Annotated in this window: 21 protein-coding genes and 1 tRNA gene; 12 read left to right on the forward strand and 10 right to left on the reverse strand. The window is 42.4% G+C overall.

The window, feature by feature from the left end; all coding sequences use genetic code 11:
* Positions 1-62: 62 nt before the first annotated feature.
* Both AK824_RS10940 and AK824_RS10945 read right to left on the reverse strand, forming a co-directional pair.
* The gene (locus tag AK824_RS10940) at positions 63-776 is read right to left on the reverse strand and encodes a pirin family protein (protein ID WP_057761495.1); all 714 of its coding nucleotides are present in this window, start codon (positions 774-776) and stop codon (positions 63-65) included.
* Between the two features lie 345 nt (positions 777-1,121).
* Complete coding sequence (locus AK824_RS10945) at positions 1,122-1,502, reverse strand: DoxX family protein (RefSeq protein ID WP_057761496.1); 381 nt, start codon at positions 1,500-1,502, stop codon at positions 1,122-1,124.
* 137 nt (positions 1,503-1,639) lie between these two features.
* Between AK824_RS10945 and AK824_RS10950 the strand changes: the two genes are divergently transcribed.
* A complete protein-coding gene (locus tag AK824_RS10950; RefSeq protein ID WP_057761498.1) occupies positions 1,640-2,545 on the forward strand; it encodes a LysR family transcriptional regulator in 906 nt (301 codons plus the stop codon).
* A gap of 34 nt (positions 2,546-2,579) precedes the next feature.
* Here the strand turns inward: AK824_RS10950 and AK824_RS10955 are convergent, their stop codons facing one another.
* A complete protein-coding gene (locus AK824_RS10955; RefSeq protein ID WP_057761500.1) occupies positions 2,580-3,986 on the reverse strand; it encodes a Na+/H+ antiporter NhaC family protein in 1,407 nt (468 codons plus the stop codon).
* A 210-nt stretch (positions 3,987-4,196) separates the two neighbouring features.
* A tRNA-Gly gene (locus AK824_RS10960) sits at positions 4,197-4,271 on the reverse strand.
* 531 nt (positions 4,272-4,802) lie between these two features.
* On the opposite strand from AK824_RS10960, the gene AK824_RS10965 reads away from it, so the two are divergent.
* The 4 genes from AK824_RS10965 to AK824_RS10980 all read left to right on the forward strand — a co-directional run bounded on the left by AK824_RS10965 (position 4,803) and on the right by AK824_RS10980 (position 7,215).
* Positions 4,803-5,615 (forward strand): M48 family metallopeptidase, encoded by an 813-nt coding sequence (locus AK824_RS10965; RefSeq protein ID WP_057761502.1) that lies wholly within the window; start codon positions 4,803-4,805, stop codon positions 5,613-5,615.
* 284 nt (positions 5,616-5,899) lie between these two features.
* On the forward strand, positions 5,900-6,220 hold the full coding sequence (locus AK824_RS10970; RefSeq protein ID WP_057761504.1) for a BolA family protein: 321 nt from the start codon (positions 5,900-5,902) through the stop codon (positions 6,218-6,220).
* 74 nt (positions 6,221-6,294) lie between these two features.
* Positions 6,295-6,654 carry a SirB2 family protein gene (locus tag AK824_RS10975; protein ID WP_057761505.1) on the forward strand — a complete coding sequence of 120 codons (360 nt, stop codon included), beginning with the start codon at positions 6,295-6,297 and terminating at the stop codon, positions 6,652-6,654.
* A 165-nt stretch (positions 6,655-6,819) separates the two neighbouring features.
* Complete coding sequence (locus tag AK824_RS10980) at positions 6,820-7,215, forward strand: hypothetical protein (RefSeq protein WP_057761508.1); 396 nt, start codon at positions 6,820-6,822, stop codon at positions 7,213-7,215.
* Positions 7,216-7,402: 187 nt separating this feature from the next.
* On the opposite strand, the gene trxC is transcribed toward AK824_RS10980, so the two are convergent.
* From trxC to AK824_RS10995, 3 genes are all read right to left on the reverse strand, one after another.
* Entirely contained in the window at positions 7,403-7,840 is a 438-nt protein-coding gene (trxC, locus tag AK824_RS10985) for a thioredoxin TrxC (protein ID WP_057761510.1), read from the reverse strand.
* A 147-nt stretch (positions 7,841-7,987) separates the two neighbouring features.
* Positions 7,988-8,608, reverse strand: a complete 621-nt coding sequence (locus tag AK824_RS10990; protein ID WP_057761512.1) for a class I SAM-dependent methyltransferase — start codon at positions 8,606-8,608, stop codon at positions 7,988-7,990.
* A gap of 159 nt (positions 8,609-8,767) precedes the next feature.
* Positions 8,768-9,640 (reverse strand): MBL fold metallo-hydrolase, encoded by an 873-nt coding sequence (locus tag AK824_RS10995; RefSeq protein ID WP_057761514.1) that lies wholly within the window; start codon positions 9,638-9,640, stop codon positions 8,768-8,770.
* A 378-nt stretch (positions 9,641-10,018) separates the two neighbouring features.
* Between AK824_RS10995 and AK824_RS11000 the strand changes: the two genes are divergently transcribed.
* The 6 genes from AK824_RS11000 (at position 10,019) to AK824_RS11025 (ending at position 15,193) form a co-directional block, all read left to right on the forward strand.
* Positions 10,019-10,306: an ArsR/SmtB family transcription factor gene (locus tag AK824_RS11000; protein ID WP_057761516.1), complete on the forward strand. Its 288-nt coding sequence runs from the start codon at positions 10,019-10,021 to the stop codon at positions 10,304-10,306.
* Positions 10,307-10,352: 46 nt separating this feature from the next.
* Entirely contained in the window at positions 10,353-12,056 is a 1,704-nt protein-coding gene (locus AK824_RS11005) for a SulP family inorganic anion transporter (protein WP_057761518.1), read from the forward strand.
* 236 nt (positions 12,057-12,292) lie between these two features.
* The gene (locus AK824_RS11010; RefSeq protein WP_057761519.1) at positions 12,293-12,619 is read left to right on the forward strand and encodes a protein tyrosine phosphatase family protein; all 327 of its coding nucleotides are present in this window, start codon (positions 12,293-12,295) and stop codon (positions 12,617-12,619) included.
* A 64-nt stretch (positions 12,620-12,683) separates the two neighbouring features.
* Positions 12,684-13,016 carry a protein tyrosine phosphatase family protein gene (locus AK824_RS11015; RefSeq protein ID WP_057761521.1) on the forward strand — a complete coding sequence of 111 codons (333 nt, stop codon included), beginning with the start codon at positions 12,684-12,686 and terminating at the stop codon, positions 13,014-13,016.
* A gap of 387 nt (positions 13,017-13,403) precedes the next feature.
* Entirely contained in the window at positions 13,404-14,261 is an 858-nt protein-coding gene (locus AK824_RS11020) for a bile acid:sodium symporter family protein (protein WP_057761524.1), read from the forward strand.
* A 182-nt stretch (positions 14,262-14,443) separates the two neighbouring features.
* Positions 14,444-15,193 carry a glutathione S-transferase family protein gene (locus AK824_RS11025; RefSeq protein WP_057761526.1) on the forward strand — a complete coding sequence of 250 codons (750 nt, stop codon included), beginning with the start codon at positions 14,444-14,446 and terminating at the stop codon, positions 15,191-15,193.
* A 70-nt stretch (positions 15,194-15,263) separates the two neighbouring features.
* Here the strand turns inward: AK824_RS11025 and AK824_RS11030 are convergent, their stop codons facing one another.
* Together AK824_RS11030 and ahpF are read right to left on the reverse strand one after the other, a co-directional pair.
* A complete protein-coding gene (locus tag AK824_RS11030) occupies positions 15,264-16,712 on the reverse strand; it encodes an alanine/glycine:cation symporter family protein (protein WP_057761528.1) in 1,449 nt (482 codons plus the stop codon).
* Positions 16,713-16,970: 258 nt separating this feature from the next.
* Entirely contained in the window at positions 16,971-18,548 is a 1,578-nt protein-coding gene (gene ahpF, locus AK824_RS11035; RefSeq protein ID WP_057761530.1) for an alkyl hydroperoxide reductase subunit F, read from the reverse strand.
* A gap of 439 nt (positions 18,549-18,987) precedes the next feature.
* Between ahpF and AK824_RS11040 the strand changes: the two genes are divergently transcribed.
* Complete coding sequence (locus AK824_RS11040; RefSeq protein ID WP_057761532.1) at positions 18,988-19,236, forward strand: HP1242/YdcH family protein; 249 nt, start codon at positions 18,988-18,990, stop codon at positions 19,234-19,236.
* 170 nt (positions 19,237-19,406) lie between these two features.
* On the opposite strand, the gene ahpC is transcribed toward AK824_RS11040, so the two are convergent.
* Positions 19,407-19,973 carry an alkyl hydroperoxide reductase subunit C gene (ahpC, locus tag AK824_RS11045; protein ID WP_057761534.1) on the reverse strand — a complete coding sequence of 189 codons (567 nt, stop codon included), beginning with the start codon at positions 19,971-19,973 and terminating at the stop codon, positions 19,407-19,409.
* Positions 19,974-20,233: the final 260 nt, after the last annotated feature.

The following is a 20,233-nucleotide window of genomic DNA, read 5'->3' on the forward strand; positions in this document are numbered from 1 at the left end:
AATTTTTAGCGTTAATATTTATTGGTATGAGTACTTTAATTGATAAAGCACTTTGTTCTTGACTACATAAATAGCGGTACTTCCATCACTAGCACACGGCTAGTTACTGTTGCGTCCATCGTAAAACTCTGAGTATCCCAAATACCCAAACCATCTCTACTAACCAAAGTATTACCATCTATTACGACTTCACCGCTGAGGACAAATACGTAGACACCGTTGTTAGGATTATTTAATTGGTAAGTTTGCGATATACCTTCGTCAAAATCACCCATGCTAAACCAAGCATCTTGATGAATCCAAACCCCTGCATCATTAGCATTAGGTGATAGCACTTGGCTAAACTCGTTAGGTCGCATGATATCGCCCATATGCACTTGCTGATAACGCGGTGCGACATCCATTCTGTCTGGTATCACCCAAATCTGCAAAAACCTCACAGCCTCTGCATCGTCACCATTCATTTCACTATGGGTAATGCCTGTACCCGCTGACATCACTTGAATTTCACCAGTTTCTATGACGCCCTCGTTGCCGATACTATCGCCGTGAGCGAGCTTACCGGATAGAGGAATACTAATAATTTCCATGTTACGGTGCGAGTGATTGCCAAACCCTTGACCGCCAATGACAAAATCATCATTAATAACGCGTAAGGCACCAAAGCCCATGCGCTCAGGATTGTGATAATTGGCAAAGCTAAAGGTATGCCTGCTTTTAAGCCAGCCATGATTGGCATCGCCACGTGAGTCTGCTGCATGATAGATTGTTTTCATAATTTGTCCTTAGCTATCAACAGATTAATCCTCTATATACTTATTATCGATTAATCTATTTAAACAATGGGCTTATTATAATTATTAATTCTACATAGATAAACAACACTAAATGCAATTAACTATTCTGTTTTGTGGAACAATCAGAGCAGTTTTAACGTAATACAGATTTTTTACATATATTAGCACAGCTAACTTTATATAAATTACTTTAAGTTATGCTTATATAAAAACTGTCTGCTGTTGAAATTTTCTGTGAAATTGTTTATGACGCTCTTTATTCGAAACTACCCTTTTATGATTGTTCTTCGTAAGCGTATAAGAGGTAACTCAGCTAATGATTGTTTATCGCTTATTATCTATTGAGTAAGCACCCGCACCATGAGCAAAAATCATCAAAAACCCACCTGCGATCGAAATGTTTTTCATAAATGAGATCATCTGTGATTCATCAGTCCAGAACTGATGAAAAATAATGGCTGACACGATGCTAAAGCCAGCAAACAAGAAAGCGATTGGGCGAGCTTTATAACCTAGCAAGATAGCGATACCACCTAGTACCTCAAACGCGATTACCAATGGTAATAACATACCAGGCACACCTACTGACTCCATATAGCCTTGAGTGGTCGCATAATCTGTGATTTTACCAATGCCTGCAAAGATGAAAATGATTGATAATAATAGACGACCGAGCGGTGCGCTAAATTGCTGTAACTTGTCCATAATAACGCTCCAAAAGTATGTTTAATCATGTCTCTAAGTAGAGAATAGCGCGATTATAGGCGTTGACTAGCATGGGATAAACAGCAATAATCACAAATATAAGTTCTTGGTGTAAGAACAATCATGAGGCATCGATAATGGGTCAATTAGAAGACATGGCGATGTTTGTACGCATTGTTGAGGCAGGTAGTATTACCAAGGCTGCTGAGCAGTTAAATATTGCAAAATCAGCCGTCAGTCGCCGACTTAAAGAATTGGAAGAGCGTTTAGGCAGTCAATTAATCAGCCGTACTACCCGCCAATCTAAATTGACGCAAGCTGGTGAGCAATATTATCAGCAAGTGAACAATATCTTGCGTGCGGTTGACGCTGTCAATGAGCATACTACTGACGCTCCCATGCGTATTGAAGGTACGCTAAAAATGACAGCGCCGTTGTCCTTTGGACTCATGCATCTGAACGATGTAATTGATAAATACGCCAATAAGCATCCCAATCTGAGATTTGATCTGGATTTTTCTGACCGACGTATCGATTTGATTGAAGAAGGCTATGAATTGGCCATTCGAATCGGCGAGCTACAAGATTCTAGCTATCAAGCAAAAAAATTGGCATTGATTCGTTGTGTGATTTGCGCCAGTCCCGATTATTTGGCAAGAATGGGCACGCCTGAAACGCTAGACGATTTAGACAACCATGCGCTTTTGCAATACAGTCTCGGTCAAACCAATAGTATAAACTTGGTGGATGCTGAAGGCAGAAGTCATCATCGTACGATAGATGCTAAAATCAAAGCCACCAATGGTGAGTTTTTAGTGGATTTGGCAGTCAAAGGGCATGGGATTACCTTTGTGCCGACTTTTATTGCTTATAAAAAACTGGCGCTTGGCGAGCTTGTACCTGTCTTCCAACACTATCAACTGCCAACCCTAACCGCTTATGCTGTTTATCCAAAAAATCGTTTTTTGTCACAGCGTTGTCGCTACTTGATTGATTTTATTACCGAGCAATTCGGTGACAATCCGTACTGGGATCAATATTAATCAACACTCTTATTATCCCTAACGATATCAATTGCTATTGATTTTGGGTCGCCGTCCCCTCTTTCACTCTACTAATCGTCATCCCCGTAAACCCGAATAGCAGTGTCAACAGTAACGACAAATAACAGAAGAACGCATAAGGCAGATAATCTAATACCGGTACCCCTAGCGCCTGACTGATAAACACCCCGCACACACTCCAAGGCACTAATGGATTAATCACCGTTCCTGCATCCTCAATCGTCCGAGACAGATTCTTTGGATGTAAGTGTAGACGCTCAAATGTTGAACGGAATGCCGTACCAGACAATAAGATGCTCAAATACTGCTCACCAATCAGTACGTTAATGCTTAGTGCCGACATCGCTGCCGCAAATATCGCTCGGCCTGAAGTCGTCAATGTGTCTTTAATACCAGATAGCAGTGCAGGCAAAATCCCTAGTGCCGTTAACAGACCACCTAAGCTTAATGCCAGTATCACAATCGCCTGAGTAAAGAACATACTCTGTACACCGCCACGCGACAGCATACCACCTACTTCCCCTAGCTCTAATGACTCAGCAGGAGCATACCCTGCAAACAGATAACCGCCCAATTGACCAAAGCTTGGTGAGCTATGTACATAAGTAATAATAAGTGCCGCGGCAATCGTACAGATAATCGTATAAATCGCATTGACCCGAAACAGTGCTAGTCCGACTAATACCACAAACGGCAGTACCGAATACCCATGTACCAAACCACTGTCTATTAACTGACCTTGCAATATCTTCACTTGACTCAGATCAGCACTGGTCGTCTGCCCTGAGAACATCCAAAATAAGATCACCGTCAGTATCCACGCAGGTACTGTCGTATACATCATATTACGAATGTGCTCAAACAGATCAATACCCACTACTGAAGACGCAATCGTACAGGTATCCGACAATGGCGACATCTTATCGCCAAAGAACGCACCTGAAACCACAGCCCCAGCCGCTATCGCCACATTGGCATCAAAGGCATTGCTCATACCAATAAACGCCACGCCCAAAGTAGCTGCAGTCGTCAAACTACTACCCAATGCAATACCGATAATAGAGGTCAAGATAAAGGCAGAGATATAATAATACTCAGGTGAGATCAGCTGAAAGCCTACATACATCAGTGTAGGAATCGCTCCTGACATCATCAGAGCCGCAACCATCAGTCCGATAAAGAAGAACAGATAGATAGCACCAATACCACGCATGACACCTGAGGCCATTTGAGCTTGCATGTCATCAAAGCTCAGACCTTTATACATACCGATAGCCAGTAGTACACAGATGGCGAGGATAAGAGACAGATGAGGCACCCAGCCAAAGCCGATCATGGTGATACCCATGATACCGATAACGATGGCGGATATGATAAAGGCGAGCTTGGCACTGATTAATGTAAGCGGTTTTGGTGGCATTGGATACCCTTATGTTGCTATAGGTTTAGTTTGCTCAGGTATTCGGGGGTGCGCATCTATTCTTCAATATTGATAATCTTTGTCTTGCTGATAATTAGCTCTAGTTTTTGCTTTCTATATTTCCACTATCCGCTGACTTAGGACAGATTTTACACATAAAAAAAAGCCTCACTGTGAAGTGAGGCTTTTTACGCTTTTTCAAGCCATATTTGGAGCGGGAAAAGAGATTCGAACTCTCGACCCCAACCTTGGCAAGGTTATGCTCTACCACTGAGCTATTCCCGCTTAGTATCAATCTGTAGCGTTGTTAACAACTACTCCGTCTCGATAGGCTGGCTATTTTAGCAAATATTCTGTGGGTGTCAACACCTTTTTTAGAATTTATTTCTAATATTTTTAGCCAGATGCCCTTTTTACAGGGAAAATCAACATAAGCAATTGATTTAAAAACAGGAATTAATTTTGATAATATAAAAAATATTTCACATTAATTATAGAACTTTAAGTCTGAGCTCTATTTCCTTTAACTTTACAACAGTCATAAGACAATTGATAAAAGAAAAACTCACTATTTTCACTCTAATAAAAACATATCGCACTTACAATCATACGCTTTATTGTTACTTTTCCTATCTTGGTTTTAAGTGGTTAACATTATTATACTTATGTCCAATGGCAGTTAAGGTAGACTTTTACTGTTTAAGCAGATGAATGAGCCTTACTAAAAGATTAATAAACACGGTTCCCACATCTGCTGCACTATTTTTTTAACTTGTTTGACTTTACGTTTTTCCATCTTATCGAGAGGATATTTTTATGAAGAAGTTATTAACCACGACAGTGATGGCCGCTTCGTTGTCAGCACTGACCTTAACTGGTTGTACCAGCACTACCAATTCTGGCGCAGTTGGTGTTGATCGTCAGCAGTTACTATTAGTGTCTAGTGAGCAAGTATTGGCACTATCTGCCCAAAGCTATGCCAAAACAATACAAGACGCAAAATCAAAAGGTGTGCTAGATACCAATACCGCTCAGCTAAACCGCTTAAAAAATATTGCGAACCGTCTAGTCGGTCAAGTTGGCGTCTATCGCGCTGATGCAGCCAAGTGGCAATGGGAAGTACACACCATCAAGTCCAACGATCTAAATGCCTTTGTAGTGCCGGGTGGTAAGATTATGTTTTATTCAGGCATCATCGATCGTCTGAACCTCACTGATGATGAGATTGCTGCCATCATGGGTCATGAAATCTCTCATGCACTACGTGAGCATTCACGCGAGCGTCTATCACGCGAGTATGCAACCCAAACTGGTATTGGTCTGGCTGCTAGTATATTTGGCTTGTCACAAGGACAGGCTGAGTTAGCTGGTACTGCGGGCAATTTAGGTTTGAGCCTACCCCACAGTCGCACTCAAGAAAGTGAAGCCGATCAGATCGGTCTTGAGCTGATGGCACGTGCAGGTTATAACCCTCAGGCGGCTGTTACGCTTTGGCAAAAAATGCAAAAAGCAAGCCAGGGTGAGCCACCACAATTCCTCAGCACTCACCCAACGAGCAGCAGCCGTATCGCAGAGTTACAGTCATTGATGCCAAAAGTTACGCCTCTATATCAACAGTCGCGCCGCTAATAAGTAGCTAATTAGCGACTTTTAGGTTTTAGCAGTACCTGTTTAAATATCATAGAAGCAAAGTACAGCCAAAGCGTTGTGCTTTGTTTTTTTAGTTATAGCCAGACATTACAGGCTTTATCATTGATAAGCATTGCAGTTGATAAGCACTGTAATCAGCAGGGTTTGCAATTAGGCGATTTGGCAATCACACTCTATGCCACTTACCGTGTCTGTTATAATGTCGATAAATATTATTTGCAGATTGCTCAATCAAATTGCGAAAAACACACTGAAGGATTGTTATGAGTACTACACCTACTGCCGACGCACTTCATACCGAATTACAGGCGCTTGCGCCGCAGCATATTGAACTGATCAATGAGTCAATGTCGCATGCTGGTTACTTTGAAGGTAAAGAAAGCCACTTCAAGCTCACTATCGTTAGCGATGCATTTGAAGGCAAAAGACTGGTCGGGCGTCATCAGCTTATATATGGCTTAGTCACGCCTTTACTCACTTCACAAGGCGGCCAAGTACATGCCCTCGCTATCCATGCCTATACTCCGACAGAATGGCAAGGTCAAAGCCCTGCGAGTCCATTATGTGCTGGTCAAAACAAATAGCCGATTATGTTTGAATCGCAACTAACTATTCTAAATTAGCCTATATACTGCAGTTTTAGAGGGAGCAATATTCAATGAAACATCTACATATGCTGATGGCAGCGCTGACTGTTGCGCTATTTTTATATCAAAGCTACTTAGTACTCAGCGCAGATAGACGCGCACCACGAGCAGTCAAAATAGCCACACATATTATCTATGCCCTGCTTATCCTGTCAGGTGCAATGATGCTAATGCAATTGATGGGTGCCAACGCTCCTGTACAGTGGGTGTTTGCCAAAATCATCTTACTGATCGCTGCTATTAGCTCAAGTATCAAAGCGTTTAAGGTTGATGCGACACCTGTGCAAAGAAAAACAGGTATTCTTATCGCTGCCGTTGCTTATATCGGGATCGTAATACTTGCCTTTGCCAAACCAGCAAACTTATTTTAATAAGCGATTTTCTGTTTTAATAAGCAACCGTTTTAGAAAGCTGTCGATATGTTGATGACATGATACGAAAATTTTTCATCATCGATGGATTTTCAATATCTTAATCGCGCTATTTTTGCTATCTTAAATAGATATAAATACAATCACTTAGCCACTGGAGCCATTATGAAAACGTTTACGACAGCGACACTACTAGCTGGCATTTTTGCGCTCTCAGGCTGTGCCTCTACTGGTAACATCACCCCGCAATATGTACCGCCGAGTACTTATCAAAATTATAATTGCCAAGCACTTAGCCAAGAGTACACTCGCGTCAACCGCTATGTCGAAGCGGCACGTAACGAGCAATCTACGCTATCGGCATCAGGCGTCGGTGTAGGCGTCTCTGCCGGACGCTGGGGTATCTCGCCAAATATCAGCTTTGGTCTGGGCAAGAGCAACAATACCAAAGCACGCGACGCAAAATTATCACGTCTCTACGGTGAGCGTGATGCAATTGTCCAATCGGCCCGTATTCAACGTTGTAGCTTTGCCAATGGCATCAAGATTTATGGTGAATAAGCTTAAGCAAGTGCAAAGCTATCTAAACGACTAAGATGGTGTATGACACCGTAAAATAGTACATGACACCGTAAAAAAGCCAATATGCAGATCGCGTATTGGCTTTTTTATTGCTGCGGTTTTCTGTAAGAAAACATGAGTATTTGTATAAATAGTTTGGATGATAAACAGACTTATCTGGCTCATACTACGACTGTAAGCTTTGCACCCACTGGATGATTTGATGACTTGGTAGCGCACCTGATTGTCGCGCGATTTCTTTACCATTTCTAAAAGCAACCATCGTTGGTAAGCTGCGAATATTGTAAGGAGCGGCTGCCTGCTCGTATTTATCCGTTTGCACCTTGGCGAAGACCACTTGTGGCAATTGGCTAGCCACGCTCTTGAACTCTGGCGCCATCATAATACAAGGTTGACACCAACTCGCCCAAAAATCCACGATAGTCAGCACATCGTTCTTTTGGATAACCTTATTGGTTGTTTGCGCATTTAGCTCATGCGGACTAGCAGTTAATAATGGCTGACCACATTTACCGCATTTTGGCGCAGCGCTTAATCGTGCAGCAGGCACACGGTTGGTTGCTTGGCAATGTGGGCATACTAGATGAAAACTTTGCTCACTCATTATTTAATTCCTATTCTAATTATTTTATTGTTTCAAATACTGTTTATGAACGCTCTTATCTAAAGGCTATTTACGTTGCTTGCTGTAGTTATAGTCTCGTCGCGTTGATTGGTAAATAATTTTAGCATAGTTAATTATACTCATCCTTTATGCCAGTTGCTGTGCCACACCGCTATACACATAGCTCATCGGCCGTGGACCGGGCAAATACGCTTCGCTCAACTCATCAATAGCAAAACCACCTTCTCTAATAAGCGCCGGAATATCGCGATTTAAATGACACCCACCTGCTATAGGTTTCCAAAAAGGTGTCAATCGATGCTGCCAACGCTCAACAGAAAAATCTGGTGCCAGTCCATGCTCACAAAATAGTAAGCGACCGCTAGGTGTTAGCACGCGCGCCATTTCTCGGAGCGCGGCTACTGGGTCATCAATACTGCACAAGGTAAAAGTCATCACAATCGTATCAAATTGATCCGTATCAGCATGGATACCTTGTACATCGACGGCTACCATTTCAACCGGAATGCCAATGCCAGCTGCACGCTCACGAGCCAGCGACTGCATTTGAGCCGCTGGATCCACACCGATAATAGAAGAGACTTTGTTGGCATCATAAAACTGTAAATTCAGACCGCTACCAATGCCAATCTCCAACACCTTACCGAGCGCTTGCGGAACAATTTTAGAGCGCGCTTTCATTACATTGCCCGTACTACAGGCAATATCTATCATCTTTGGCAACACATAGCGCTCGTAAGGGTTCATTGCTCTCTCCAGTTATTGCCGCACTTAGCGCTTGCAGGTGGTCATACATAGCATCTAAAAATGGACAGTCTACAGGTTAGCATTCTTATAGATATCAATCATACGATACTTACGTAGAGCTGCATCGGGTAATGACTTTCAGTTATTAAACTGTTTGACTTATCCACCAAGGACGTTGATCGGTACTTTTAGATAGCGCGTACCATTGTCCTCTGGCTCGGGAAAATGTCCGGCATCGATATTGATTTGTACAGCAGGAATGATAAGGCGAGGCATATCTAAAGTCGCATCACGGCGCTCACGCATCTGCACAAACTCTGCTTCGTTTATACTGTCTTTGACATGGATATTTTCTAGTTTTTGTGCGGCTACTGTCGTCGTTGGGCAGTGCTGACGACCTTTGCTCGGATAATCATGACACAGATACATGACGGTATCTTCAGAAAGTGCTAGCAGCTTTTGAATAGACTGATAAAGCGTTTTGGCATCGCCACCAGGAAAATCACAGCGCGCTGTACCGACGTCAGGCGCAAACAACGTATCTCCAACGAATACCACTGTTTTCTCATCATCAGCGGCTAGATAGGCCATATCGGCACGCGTATGACCGGGTACATACATCGCAGTGATAGTAATTTTACCAAGCTCTAAGGTCTCACCTTCGTCTGTCAGAATATCAAACTGGCTGGCATCAGTGCGGAAGCTAGTGTCAAAGTTAAAAATTTGCTTAAAGATTTTTTGTACTTCGGTGATATGCTGACCGATGACTAACTGTCCGCCAAGGCTTTCTTTTACATGGATGGCGGCAGATAAATGATCTGCATGCGCATGAGTTTCAATAATGTACTTGAGCGTCCAATCTTGCTCACGTACAAACTCAATCACTTCATCGACACTACTAGTATTGGTTCGGCCTGACTTAGCATCGAAGTTCAATACAGGATCGACAATGGCGCATAGTTTTTGCTCAGTATCAGCAAGTACGTGGGTATAGGTTTCTGTATCGCTATCTAAAAAAGAATGAACTTGCATGGCGGCCTCTTTAATTATTTATACATAAGTTATTTATACATATTTTGGTTATAGGAATTTTTATCTTTAATTAACCCTTAAGTATGATATTCAGTCGTATATAATGCGTTCCTACGACTTATCTGATGCCACCAATATAACAACCACCATACAATTTATCAATTTATATAATGTAATTAATGATAACTTGCTATGTGGCGTGATATCATTGATAATCAACTATATATTGTTCAAAACATCATGGTATTTGTTACCCTCTAATGTAAGGAATTTGTTCTGACTACTTCTATTTCAGCCGAAGGTACACCTACTCGCAGTACCACTGTCGATGGGTCATCTGATACTGCAGATTTAGTACCTGCCGATCTTGCCAAGCAAATGCAGCAAGCATCGCTACAAGCCAGCCAACTACTAAAGTCGCTATCGCATCCTGATCGCCTGCTTCTTCTTTGTCAATTGACTCAAGGTGAATATTGCGTCGGTGAGCTTGAGGATTTGGTCGGGGTTGGACAGCCGAGCTTATCGCAGCAATTGGGTATATTGCGTAAAGACGAACTGGTCGCCACACGCCGCGAAGGTAAGCAAATTTACTATAGTATCGCAAGCGAGGATGCGCTAGCTGTACTCGATCTGCTGTATCAACGTTTTTGTGCCAAAGCAGAATAACGTCGCCCTCGCCTAATTATTTGTACTATCTACTGTGGTGATTGATATGTCCTCTATCGTCGCTCGTCTGATTCCAGCTTGGCTGCGTCAATACCAGCTCTCAGCGTTGCCGACTGATCTCGTTGCAGGCATAGTGGTGGGTGTGTTGGTCATACCGCAGAGCCTAGGTTACGCAGTGCTTGCAGGACTGCCGCCTGTCTATGGCCTATATGCAGCGATCGTACCTGTCCTCGTTTATGCGTGGCTCGGCTCTAGCAACGTGCAAGCCGTAGGACCTGTTGCCATTACCGCCATCATGACCGCCAGTGGCCTACTGCCTTACGCTGAGCAAGGTACTGAACAGTATGCACTGATGGCTAGCCTATTGGCACTGATGGTAGGTGCACTGCTATGGATAGCAGGACGGTTAAAACTTGGCTGGATCATGCAGTTTATCAGTCGCGGCGTGTCTGCAGGGTTTGTAAGCGGTGCAGCGGTTCTTATATTTGTCAGTCAGCTCAAATATCTGACCGATATTCCGGTCACTGGCAATAGTTTGATTGGGTATTTGACTACCATGCAACGCTATGCCAGCCAGCTGCATCCATTGACCTTAGCTATCGGTATTACCGCATTTGCGCTATTGGTTGCCAATCGCTATGCAAGTGAGTGGATATGGCAGACGTGGCTATCATCGTCGTATGCCAAATGGGCAGAGCGCTTATTTCCGCTTATTCTACTTGGCATTGCTATCGTACTTAGTATGGCACTGCATTGGAGCACGCATGGTGTCGCGACCATCGGTCGTATTCCACAAGGTCTGCCGAGCTTTACGTTACCGCATATCTCAGACCTACAAGAAGCGCTAAAGCTATTGCCAACCGCAGGATTGATGGCACTGATCGTATTTGTGTCGAGCAGTTCAGTTGCCAGCACCTATGCTCGCTTGCGTGGTGAGAGCTTTGATGCCAATCGTGAACTGACTGGACTTGGGCTGGCCAACCTGTCTGGTGGACTGTTCCAAAGTTTTGCGGTTGCGGGTGGCTTTTCGCGTACAGCTATCAATGCCGATTCAGGCGCGAAGACACCACTTGCCAGTCTCGTCACCGTACTGATAATGATTGCCGCACTCATAGCCTTTAGCAATGCGCTTGCCCCACTACCCTATGCACTACTGGGCGCAACCATCATGGCCTCCATCATTGGCCTAATAGATATTGCGACGTTGAAATCTGCATGGCAGCGCGATCGCTTAGATGGTGCTAGCTTTTTAGCAGCGTTCGTCGGTGTGCTTATATTTGGACTAAACACGGGACTGGTCATTGGTCTAATGGTGTCATTCGCCAGTCTTATCTGGCAGTCGAGTAAGCCGCACGTGGCTGTCGTTGGACAGTTGGGTGGTACAGGACATTTTCGTAATATCAATCGCCATGATGTCGTAACTTTTGACAACTTATTGATGTTACGTATTGATGAGAGTTTATTCTTTGGTAATAGTGAATCTGTACATCGACGTATCCTCAATGCCATGCAGCAATATCCCGATGCTAATGAAATCATATTGATTATGGCCGCCGTCAATCATATAGATCTGACCGCCCAAGAAATGCTTTGCACCCTAAACCACGAATTGGCGTTACAGAACAAGCGCTTACATTTTAGCTTTATCAAAGGTCCTGTGATGGACATCATCGGTCACACCCCATTGATTAGCGAGCTATCAGGGCAAGTCTATCTAAGCACCTTAGATGCTGTCGATGCATTAAAATAATCTATAGTTTGACCACAACAAAGCTGCTGCTACATTAATTTCACTCAACCTCAATTACTATTGTGGCCTACAACACAATATCGCTATGATAGCGCCTGTGTTATGCTAGACGCACTAAATAAGGAATCAATTAACCTAGAAATCGGTGTAAAAAATGCTGATTTATAGTCCTTTGATATTCTTAGCCCAAACTTCAATAATAAATATACTTTAACACATATAACTGAACCTATTTTATGACCGATGATTTAACGATTTATAAGCAAATATACCCAAGCCAATGCGTTAAGATTGCTGAGCTTGGTTATCGCTCAGTGCTTAATATTCGGCCAGATGCCGAGATTGAGACACAGCCTAATAGCTGCGATTTGGCAACGGCTACCGAACAGGCAAACCTAGCGTATCAGCATTTGCCGTTTGATGATGAGCGCCTAAGTATGCTAACGGTCGAGCAGTTTGCCGATTTTTATCACTCAATGCCTAAGCCTATATTAATGTTTTGCGGTACTGGGGCACGCGCCAAGCTACTATACCAAAGCGCATTGATGCAAGGCCTGTTATAACAGCCATAGCTCGAACTAACACGTTTTATAAACCCAACAACACCAATAAAAAAAAGGAGCTCTTATGAGCCATGAAGTTAGCTTTACCGGACAAATCACGCCTGACCAAGTGCCTATGATTGCCGAAAATGGTTTCAAAACCATTATCAATAACCGTCCTGATGGTGAAGAACCAAATCAGCCAACCAGTGCCGAAATCGAAGCAGCAGCCAAAGAAGCTGGTCTTGCTTATAAAGAGATTTCTTTTGCAGGTAATGAGCTGAATCAAACTCACGTCGAAACGTTTGCAGATTTCTTTAATCAAGCTGAGCAGCCAATGCTGATTTTTTGCCGCACGGGTAACCGCTCAAACGGTATCTATGAAGCAGCTAAGCAAATGGATTTACTAGATGACTAGTGCAACATAAGTAGACTAGAAAGTTAGCGTATTTAGCCCACAGAATCTTGTGGGCTTTTTATTGCGCTTATCATTATGCTCAAAGTTGCATTAACTACAAACAGTACAATCACTACCTAGTCACAGCCCAATCACTTCCCGATAGCTTCCAACAACCTCGACCAACCTCAATAGTCACGACAAGTGGGTTACTATACGAGCGTAATACCGCTATTATCAATTGATAGGCTTGATCTAGCTTGGTGGTTGAGACACCTAAATAGCTAGACGATTAAATACCAAAACACATGGAATGTGAGCAGCTATATGGTGACAAGGTTGCCCCGCTGCTATTTACTTTCAAAACGCCATCTTGATATGGTATTTTAGTTTCACAAGGAATGTTTGATGAATAATACCGCGCTAGCATTACTGCCAATAGCCCTTGCTTACATTATGTTCACTCTAGGAGCAGGGCTAAAACTGAGTGATTTTAAGGTCATTGCCAAATATCCAAAAGCGTTCTTTGTTGGTTTAATCAATCAAGTTGTGCTGGTACCGTTGGTTGCGCTCGCAGTCGTGTTAGTGACGGCTCCGCCACCAGCCATTGCTTTTGGAATTATGCTGATTAGTTTTTGCCCCGGCGGCGTCACTAGCAACATGCTGACCTACTATGCCAAAGGAAATGTCGCGCTCTCTATCGCGTTGACTGGTGTGGTCAGCATACTATCGGTCATTACATTGCCCATTTTAATTACGTTGGCTTTTGATCACTTTATGAAAGATCAGGCAAACTCTATTAGCGCGATAAAGATTGGCCTAGTCATGTTCTTATTGACCACATTGCCTGTATCTCTTGGTATGCTTGCTCGCCACAAATTTACTGACTTTATGGTACGTCGTAGCAGCCTTCTAAACGGCTTGGCCAGCGTGTTTTTTGTCTTAATTGTCTTTGCTGCTATTGCCTCTAACTGGCAATTACTACAATCACAGTTCACTCAAATTGGTTTAGAGCTGGTCTTTATCATTGCTATTTTATTTGCTATTAGTATCTTAATCTCTAGAGTCCTAAAGCTAAGCTGGTTTGATACCAAAACCATCTCGATAGAAACCAGTATCCAAAATAGCACGACGGCTATTACCTTAGCCCCTATCATCATGGGTGTGAGCACACTACCCGTCATCGCGCTGCCTGCTGCTTTGTACGGTGTGCTGATGTATGTCGTTGCGCTGCCTGTTATTTTCCTAATCAAAAACAAGAATTGATTATAGTACGTGCGAAAAAACAAAAACGTCCTTCTAAATAAGCGCCCTTCCAAACATTGGAGGGGTGCTTTTTTTGAAATAGGATTTAAATGATAGAAATATAGCTCGGGTTATAGACTGGTCAATACTCAACATTGAGTACATAATAAAGTGCTACTGTTATCGCTTAATAGGACTCTATAATGCAAAAACCGCTATTAATTATTGGGAATAGAAACTACTCATCTTGGTCGCTACGAGCATGGCTATTGCTCAAAGCGTTCAATGTTGATTTTGATGAGCAGCTTGTTGAGTTGTTTCATCCATCAGCACGTCCAACGCTCGAAGCGCATTCACCAACGGGTAAAGTACCTATTTTAGTCTACGGTGAAGATAATAATAAAGTAACCGTTTGGGACACCTTAGCGATTGCTATGCATGTCAATGAGTACTTTACGGATATTGATATTTGGACAGGTATTGATAAATCTAACGCTGAAAAACGACATAATAGTCAAAGTAGAATAAATAGTGCCTATTGCCAAAGCATCGTGGCTGAGATGCATTCGGGATTGACAGGCATTCGTAACGAGATGCCGATGAATATACGAGCAACGGCTAAGATACAACCAAGTAGTGCTTGCTTAGCAGATATCACTCGTATCGAAGACATCTTTGCCGATTGTTTAAAAAATTGCTCAGCAGACAGTTTCTTATTCGGAGATTTCACAGCAGCTGATGTGTTTTTTGCTCCAGTGGTGCTGCGATTACAGACTTATGCTGATACGTCCAATATTACTTTGCAGCCACTGACCAAGCAGTATTGCCAAACCATGCTAAATCATCCACACATACAGGCGTGGCAACAATCAGCACTGACAGAAACTCGAACTATTGAAGAAGATGAAGCAGGCGAGATACTGTCTGTCGTTGGCGTATTGGCGAATAAATAGTATCTTGCATAAAAAAACCACTTTAACTACGTTAAAGTGGTTTTTTTATAAGACATAAAGCGTATAAGTACTACTGCTTTTGCTCTAATGCCTCTTTTACTGCTTTTTTGCCCCATGCGCTCAGATCGAGATCTAACTTCTCATACTCTTTTGCATCAAATAGCGGCTCTTTAACCCCTGATTTCAACTGACTTGCAAAGTCGTCAAGTAAACGCTTAGCTCGTGGAAACAACATAATCAAGGCCAGTAAGTTTGCTAGCGCTAGCACGCCCATCAACGGATCAGCGAAGAAGAATACTGTAGTAGCGGCAGGAGCCACTGCGCCCAAGAATAATATCGCCATTACGACAATTCGTAAAACCAAGGTCGCTTTTTTAATATTCTTTTTGATCAAGAAATTAATAGCGTTTTCGCCCATGTAGTAGTTATACATGATAGAACTTAGTGTAAATAACAATAGCGATATGGTCAGAATATACTGCGCCCAATTCCCAAGCTGAGTCGTTAACGCTTGCTGGGCCAGTACAATACCATCGACTTCAGCACCTGGTTGATATACGCCGCTCAGTAAAATCATAAATGCGGTGGCACTACATACGATTATCGTATCAATAAATACAGACAGTGACTGCGAGATACCTTGACTCACAGGATGAGTCGCATAAGCGGTGGCAGCAATATTAGGCGCAGAACCCAAACCTGCTTCATTAGAGAATAAACCACGCTTCATACCTTGCTCAATCGCCACACCAATACCACCGCCCACGACAGACTCAATACCAAATGCATTTTTAACAATCATTACCATCAACGTAGGCAGCTCTGTGACATTGAGCAATATAACAACAAGTGCCATACCAATATAGATTAATGCCATAACAGGAATGACAACGTCAGCTACTTTTGCAATGCGCTGAATACCGCCAAAGACAATAAATCCACCCGCAATGACCAACACCACACCCGATATCCAGCGATCAATCCCAAAGCTTTCAAGCGCAGAACCTGCCACCGTATTACCTTGGAACGCGATAAACCCAATAGAGAAAGACAGTAGTAAAGCAATAGCATAAATGACGGCAAGCCAGCGATAGTCTTTACCTAACCCATGTAAAATATAGGTTGCAGGGCCACCGCGAAAGTTACCATCAGTGTCTCTACGCTTATAAAGCTGCGCTAAGCTACACTCGACAATGCTAGTCATCATGCCAATTAAAGCGACAACCCACATCCAGAATACCGCTCCCGGACCTCCTAAAGAGATGGCAACAGCAACACCAGCAATGTTACCGCCGCCTACACGTCCACCGATAGAAACGAGCAACGCTTGACGGGCAGAAATTCCGTCGTCACCTACCTCATCCGTTTTAAATACGCGGAACATACGTTTAAAATATTTAAACTGAGCGAACCTACCTACGATGGTAAATAATAAACCAAAGATAATTAGCATAGGCACGAGCGCCCAGCCCCACGTTAGATCCCCGATTAGGGCAAAAAAAGCTTCAATGTATTCCATGCCTATTTTCCTTATAGTTCATGACGCTATGATAGGTTTTATTGCATACATTATTGCATCAACAACACGAGTTTGTAATGCAAATGTCGAATTTGTAACGTAAATACTGATATTTTCTGAGTGAAATCGCGTTATTTGTTTACTTAAGAGTCTATTTTCTAAATATCAGGATTTTTTTATATAGACGTATTTATACGACAGCACAAAAAAGCCACCTCAACCGAGGTGGCCTTTTATGCTTAAACTAAACTGAACGGCTTACTGCATGACCAAGTATTCAAACGCTGACAATGCCGCTTTACTACCTTCACCCATCGCAATGTTAATCTGCTTAAATGGCACGGTGGTTACATCACCACAAGCAAAGATACCTTTACGATCTGTACGGCAGCGCTCATCGATTTCGATCTCACCAAAGCGGTTTAGATCAACAAAGCCTTTGATGAATCCAGTGTTTGGTACTAAACCAATCTGTACAAACACCCCTGATAAATCACGCTCATGAGTCTCACCTGTGCTGCGATCTTGGTAGACGATAGACGATACTTTGCCATCAGTCGCTTTGATCTCTTGTGTCGCTGCACCAGTAATGAACTCAATGTTGGTTTTTTCTTTGGCTTTATTGATCAGTACTTGGTCAGCTTTTAACTCATCAGCGAACTCGAGTACAGTAACGTGATTGACGATACCTGCCAAATCTAGTGCTGCCTCCACGCCCGAGTTACCACCGCCGATCACTGAGATATCTTTACCTTTAAAGAATGGACCATCACAATGCGCACAGAAAGCCACTCCTTTACCGATATTTTCTTCTTCACCCGGTACACCAAGCTTTCTCCACTGAGCACCTGTCGCCAAGATGATACTACGAGTATTAAAAGTCTCACCAGTATTTAGGTGGATACTGTAGTTCTCTTCTTCAGTCTCGCCAATTTCTTTAACGCTCACATGCTCTTTTAATGTGATGTTATATTCGGCCAAGTGCTTGACAAAGTTAGTCGATAAATCTGTACCATTAGTTAGCGGTACTGAAATCAAGTTTTCGATATCTTGCGTGTCTTTTACTTGTCCACCGATACGGTCAGCGACCATTGTAACTTTCAAGCCTTTACGCGCTGTATAAATGGCAGCGGCCACACCTGCAGGGCCAGCACCGATGATAGTGACATCTTGCTGCTCTAATTGCTCAGCATCGTCTTCTACTTCTGACAATAAGTCAGGAAACTGCTCTTGCAATTTTCCGATCAATTTAGCAGTGTCGATTAAGCCGTTAGCAAATGGCTTACCATTCAAAAATACAGCTGGTACACCTTGGATTTTGTTCGCTTCTACTTGCTCTTGGAATAATGCACCGTCGATCATCTCATTACTGATACCATCGTTTAGTAGCGCAAACTGGTTCAATGCCTGAACGACTTCTGGGCAGCTATGGCATGACAATGACACGTAGGTCTGGAACTGTAGCGGCTTATTAAAACGCTTAACTAATTTTTGGATACCTTCATCCAACTTTAGCGTATGACCACCCGCTTGCAGAATCGCCAAAATCAATGACGTAAACTCATGACCACCTGGGATACCGCTGAATACGATACCAGTGTCGTTTGATGCGCCATCAATGTGACTGACTACTTTGAAACTGATCGCACTAGGCAAACTATCGTCAGTTGCTTCTGCATCGAAGTTGATTTTGTCTGTTGTTCCAGCGATCTTGGTCAAAAAATCTACCAATTCTGCACGTTTTGCATGCGTACCATTACCCAATACAAAGGTAATTGGACGTGTCATATTTTCGCTATAGCTTTTAACGGCATCTAATAAATTCTGATCTATCATGTTTGTTCCTCATTATGACTGAATATGTAACGGCAGCTGTCATGCTACGCGTCTAAATATGAAATAGTTGGTGTTAATAATTTTGTATAAAAGATTATATGTAGTGGGCTCTTGCCCTTTGATGTGTCTATTATCAAGCGTTTAGCGAATTTCGGCAAGCTGAGAAACTCAAACTTTATGTTTTATAAAACCAATCGTTTATTGTTTTAAATAATTAAATACAAATACACAAACAAATGATAGTGATGGTACATGGTCTATTTTTTCGCTACAATCGAATGGTATTGATAGCAATATGCATTGTCAATATCGTGAAATAACTATCTTTATTACCATTAAACTTTCACCCCTTCCAAACAAAGTCTCACCATCATAAGCGTCTTAACCATAACGTGCTTACGCTTATTCTAAGCTTGCACTAAATAACAAGGATGACAACATGACAATGACAGACACATGGCAAGATCACAGTGATATTATCGATGAGCTCAAGCAAAAGGACACGCATTTTGCGAGTATCTTTGACGAGCATACGACTCTAGATAGGCAAATTAATAAGCTTGAAAACGATGTGGTCAAGCATGCCAGTCGCGACGAAGAAATCGAACAGATGAAACGACGAAAGCTACAGCTTAAAGACGAGATTTATAAAACTATTGATAAAAATAAAGCACAGTCTCGCGCTTAATATTGCGTCTATACTTAGAGATATGCTGAAAAAATAATACTAACAATATCTATGCTTAAGACGTAAAAAGACCCCATCAACTTATGTTAATGGGGTCTTTATTAGTAGTACTGACTTAAATCAGATGTTTAAGATACGGCGCTACTTTTATCTAAGTATGAAATATCTACTTAGATTTTACCAACTAGGTCAAGACTTGGCTTCAATGTGTCGCCGCCTTGTTCCCAAGCTGCTGGGCAAACTTCGCCGTCGTTTTCACGAACATACTGTGCTGCTTTCACTTTACGTAGCATATCTTTTGCACTACGGCCGATACCGCCAGCATGAATTTCAGCGACTTGGATCAAGCCATCAGGATCTACTAAGAATGTACCGCGCTCAGCCAAACCTGCTTCTTCAATCATGACGTTAAAGCCACGAGTGATTTTACCAGTAGGATCGCCGATCATTGGGTATTGTACTTTACCGATAGCTTCTGAAGAATCATGCCATGCTTTGTGCGTGAAATGCGTGTCAGTAGATACTGAGTATACTTCAACACCAAGGCCTTTTAGCTCGTCATAATGAGCGGCCATGTCTTCTAGCTCAGTTGGGCAAACAAACGTGAAATCAGCTGGGTAAAATAGGAAAATCGCCCAGTTGCCTTTTACGTCTTCTGAAGTGATGGTTTTGAACTCACCGTTTACGTATGCATCTGCTGAAAATTCTGGGATTTCTTGATTGATGATAGACGCCATGGTTGGCTCCTCTATAGTTAAGTAAATTGAAAATTAATTATATGGTTTTTTCAATTAGCCCTCTAGCTCTCTGGGCTACCTGACAAACTATACGCGAATTCTATGGTTAATCCAGTTAAAACTTTTTAATGTGATGTTTTGTTTTATTAAACTTGTTAAACTATTATCTCTACATTTTATCATTGGTGCTTAATTGGTAATTTGCTACCTTATAAAGGTTGACCAAACATAATAAATTGCATTAAAAACCCATTAAAAGA

The organism is Psychrobacter sp. P11G3 (assembly GCF_001435845.1).
GTDB lineage: Bacteria > Pseudomonadota > Gammaproteobacteria > Pseudomonadales > Moraxellaceae > Psychrobacter.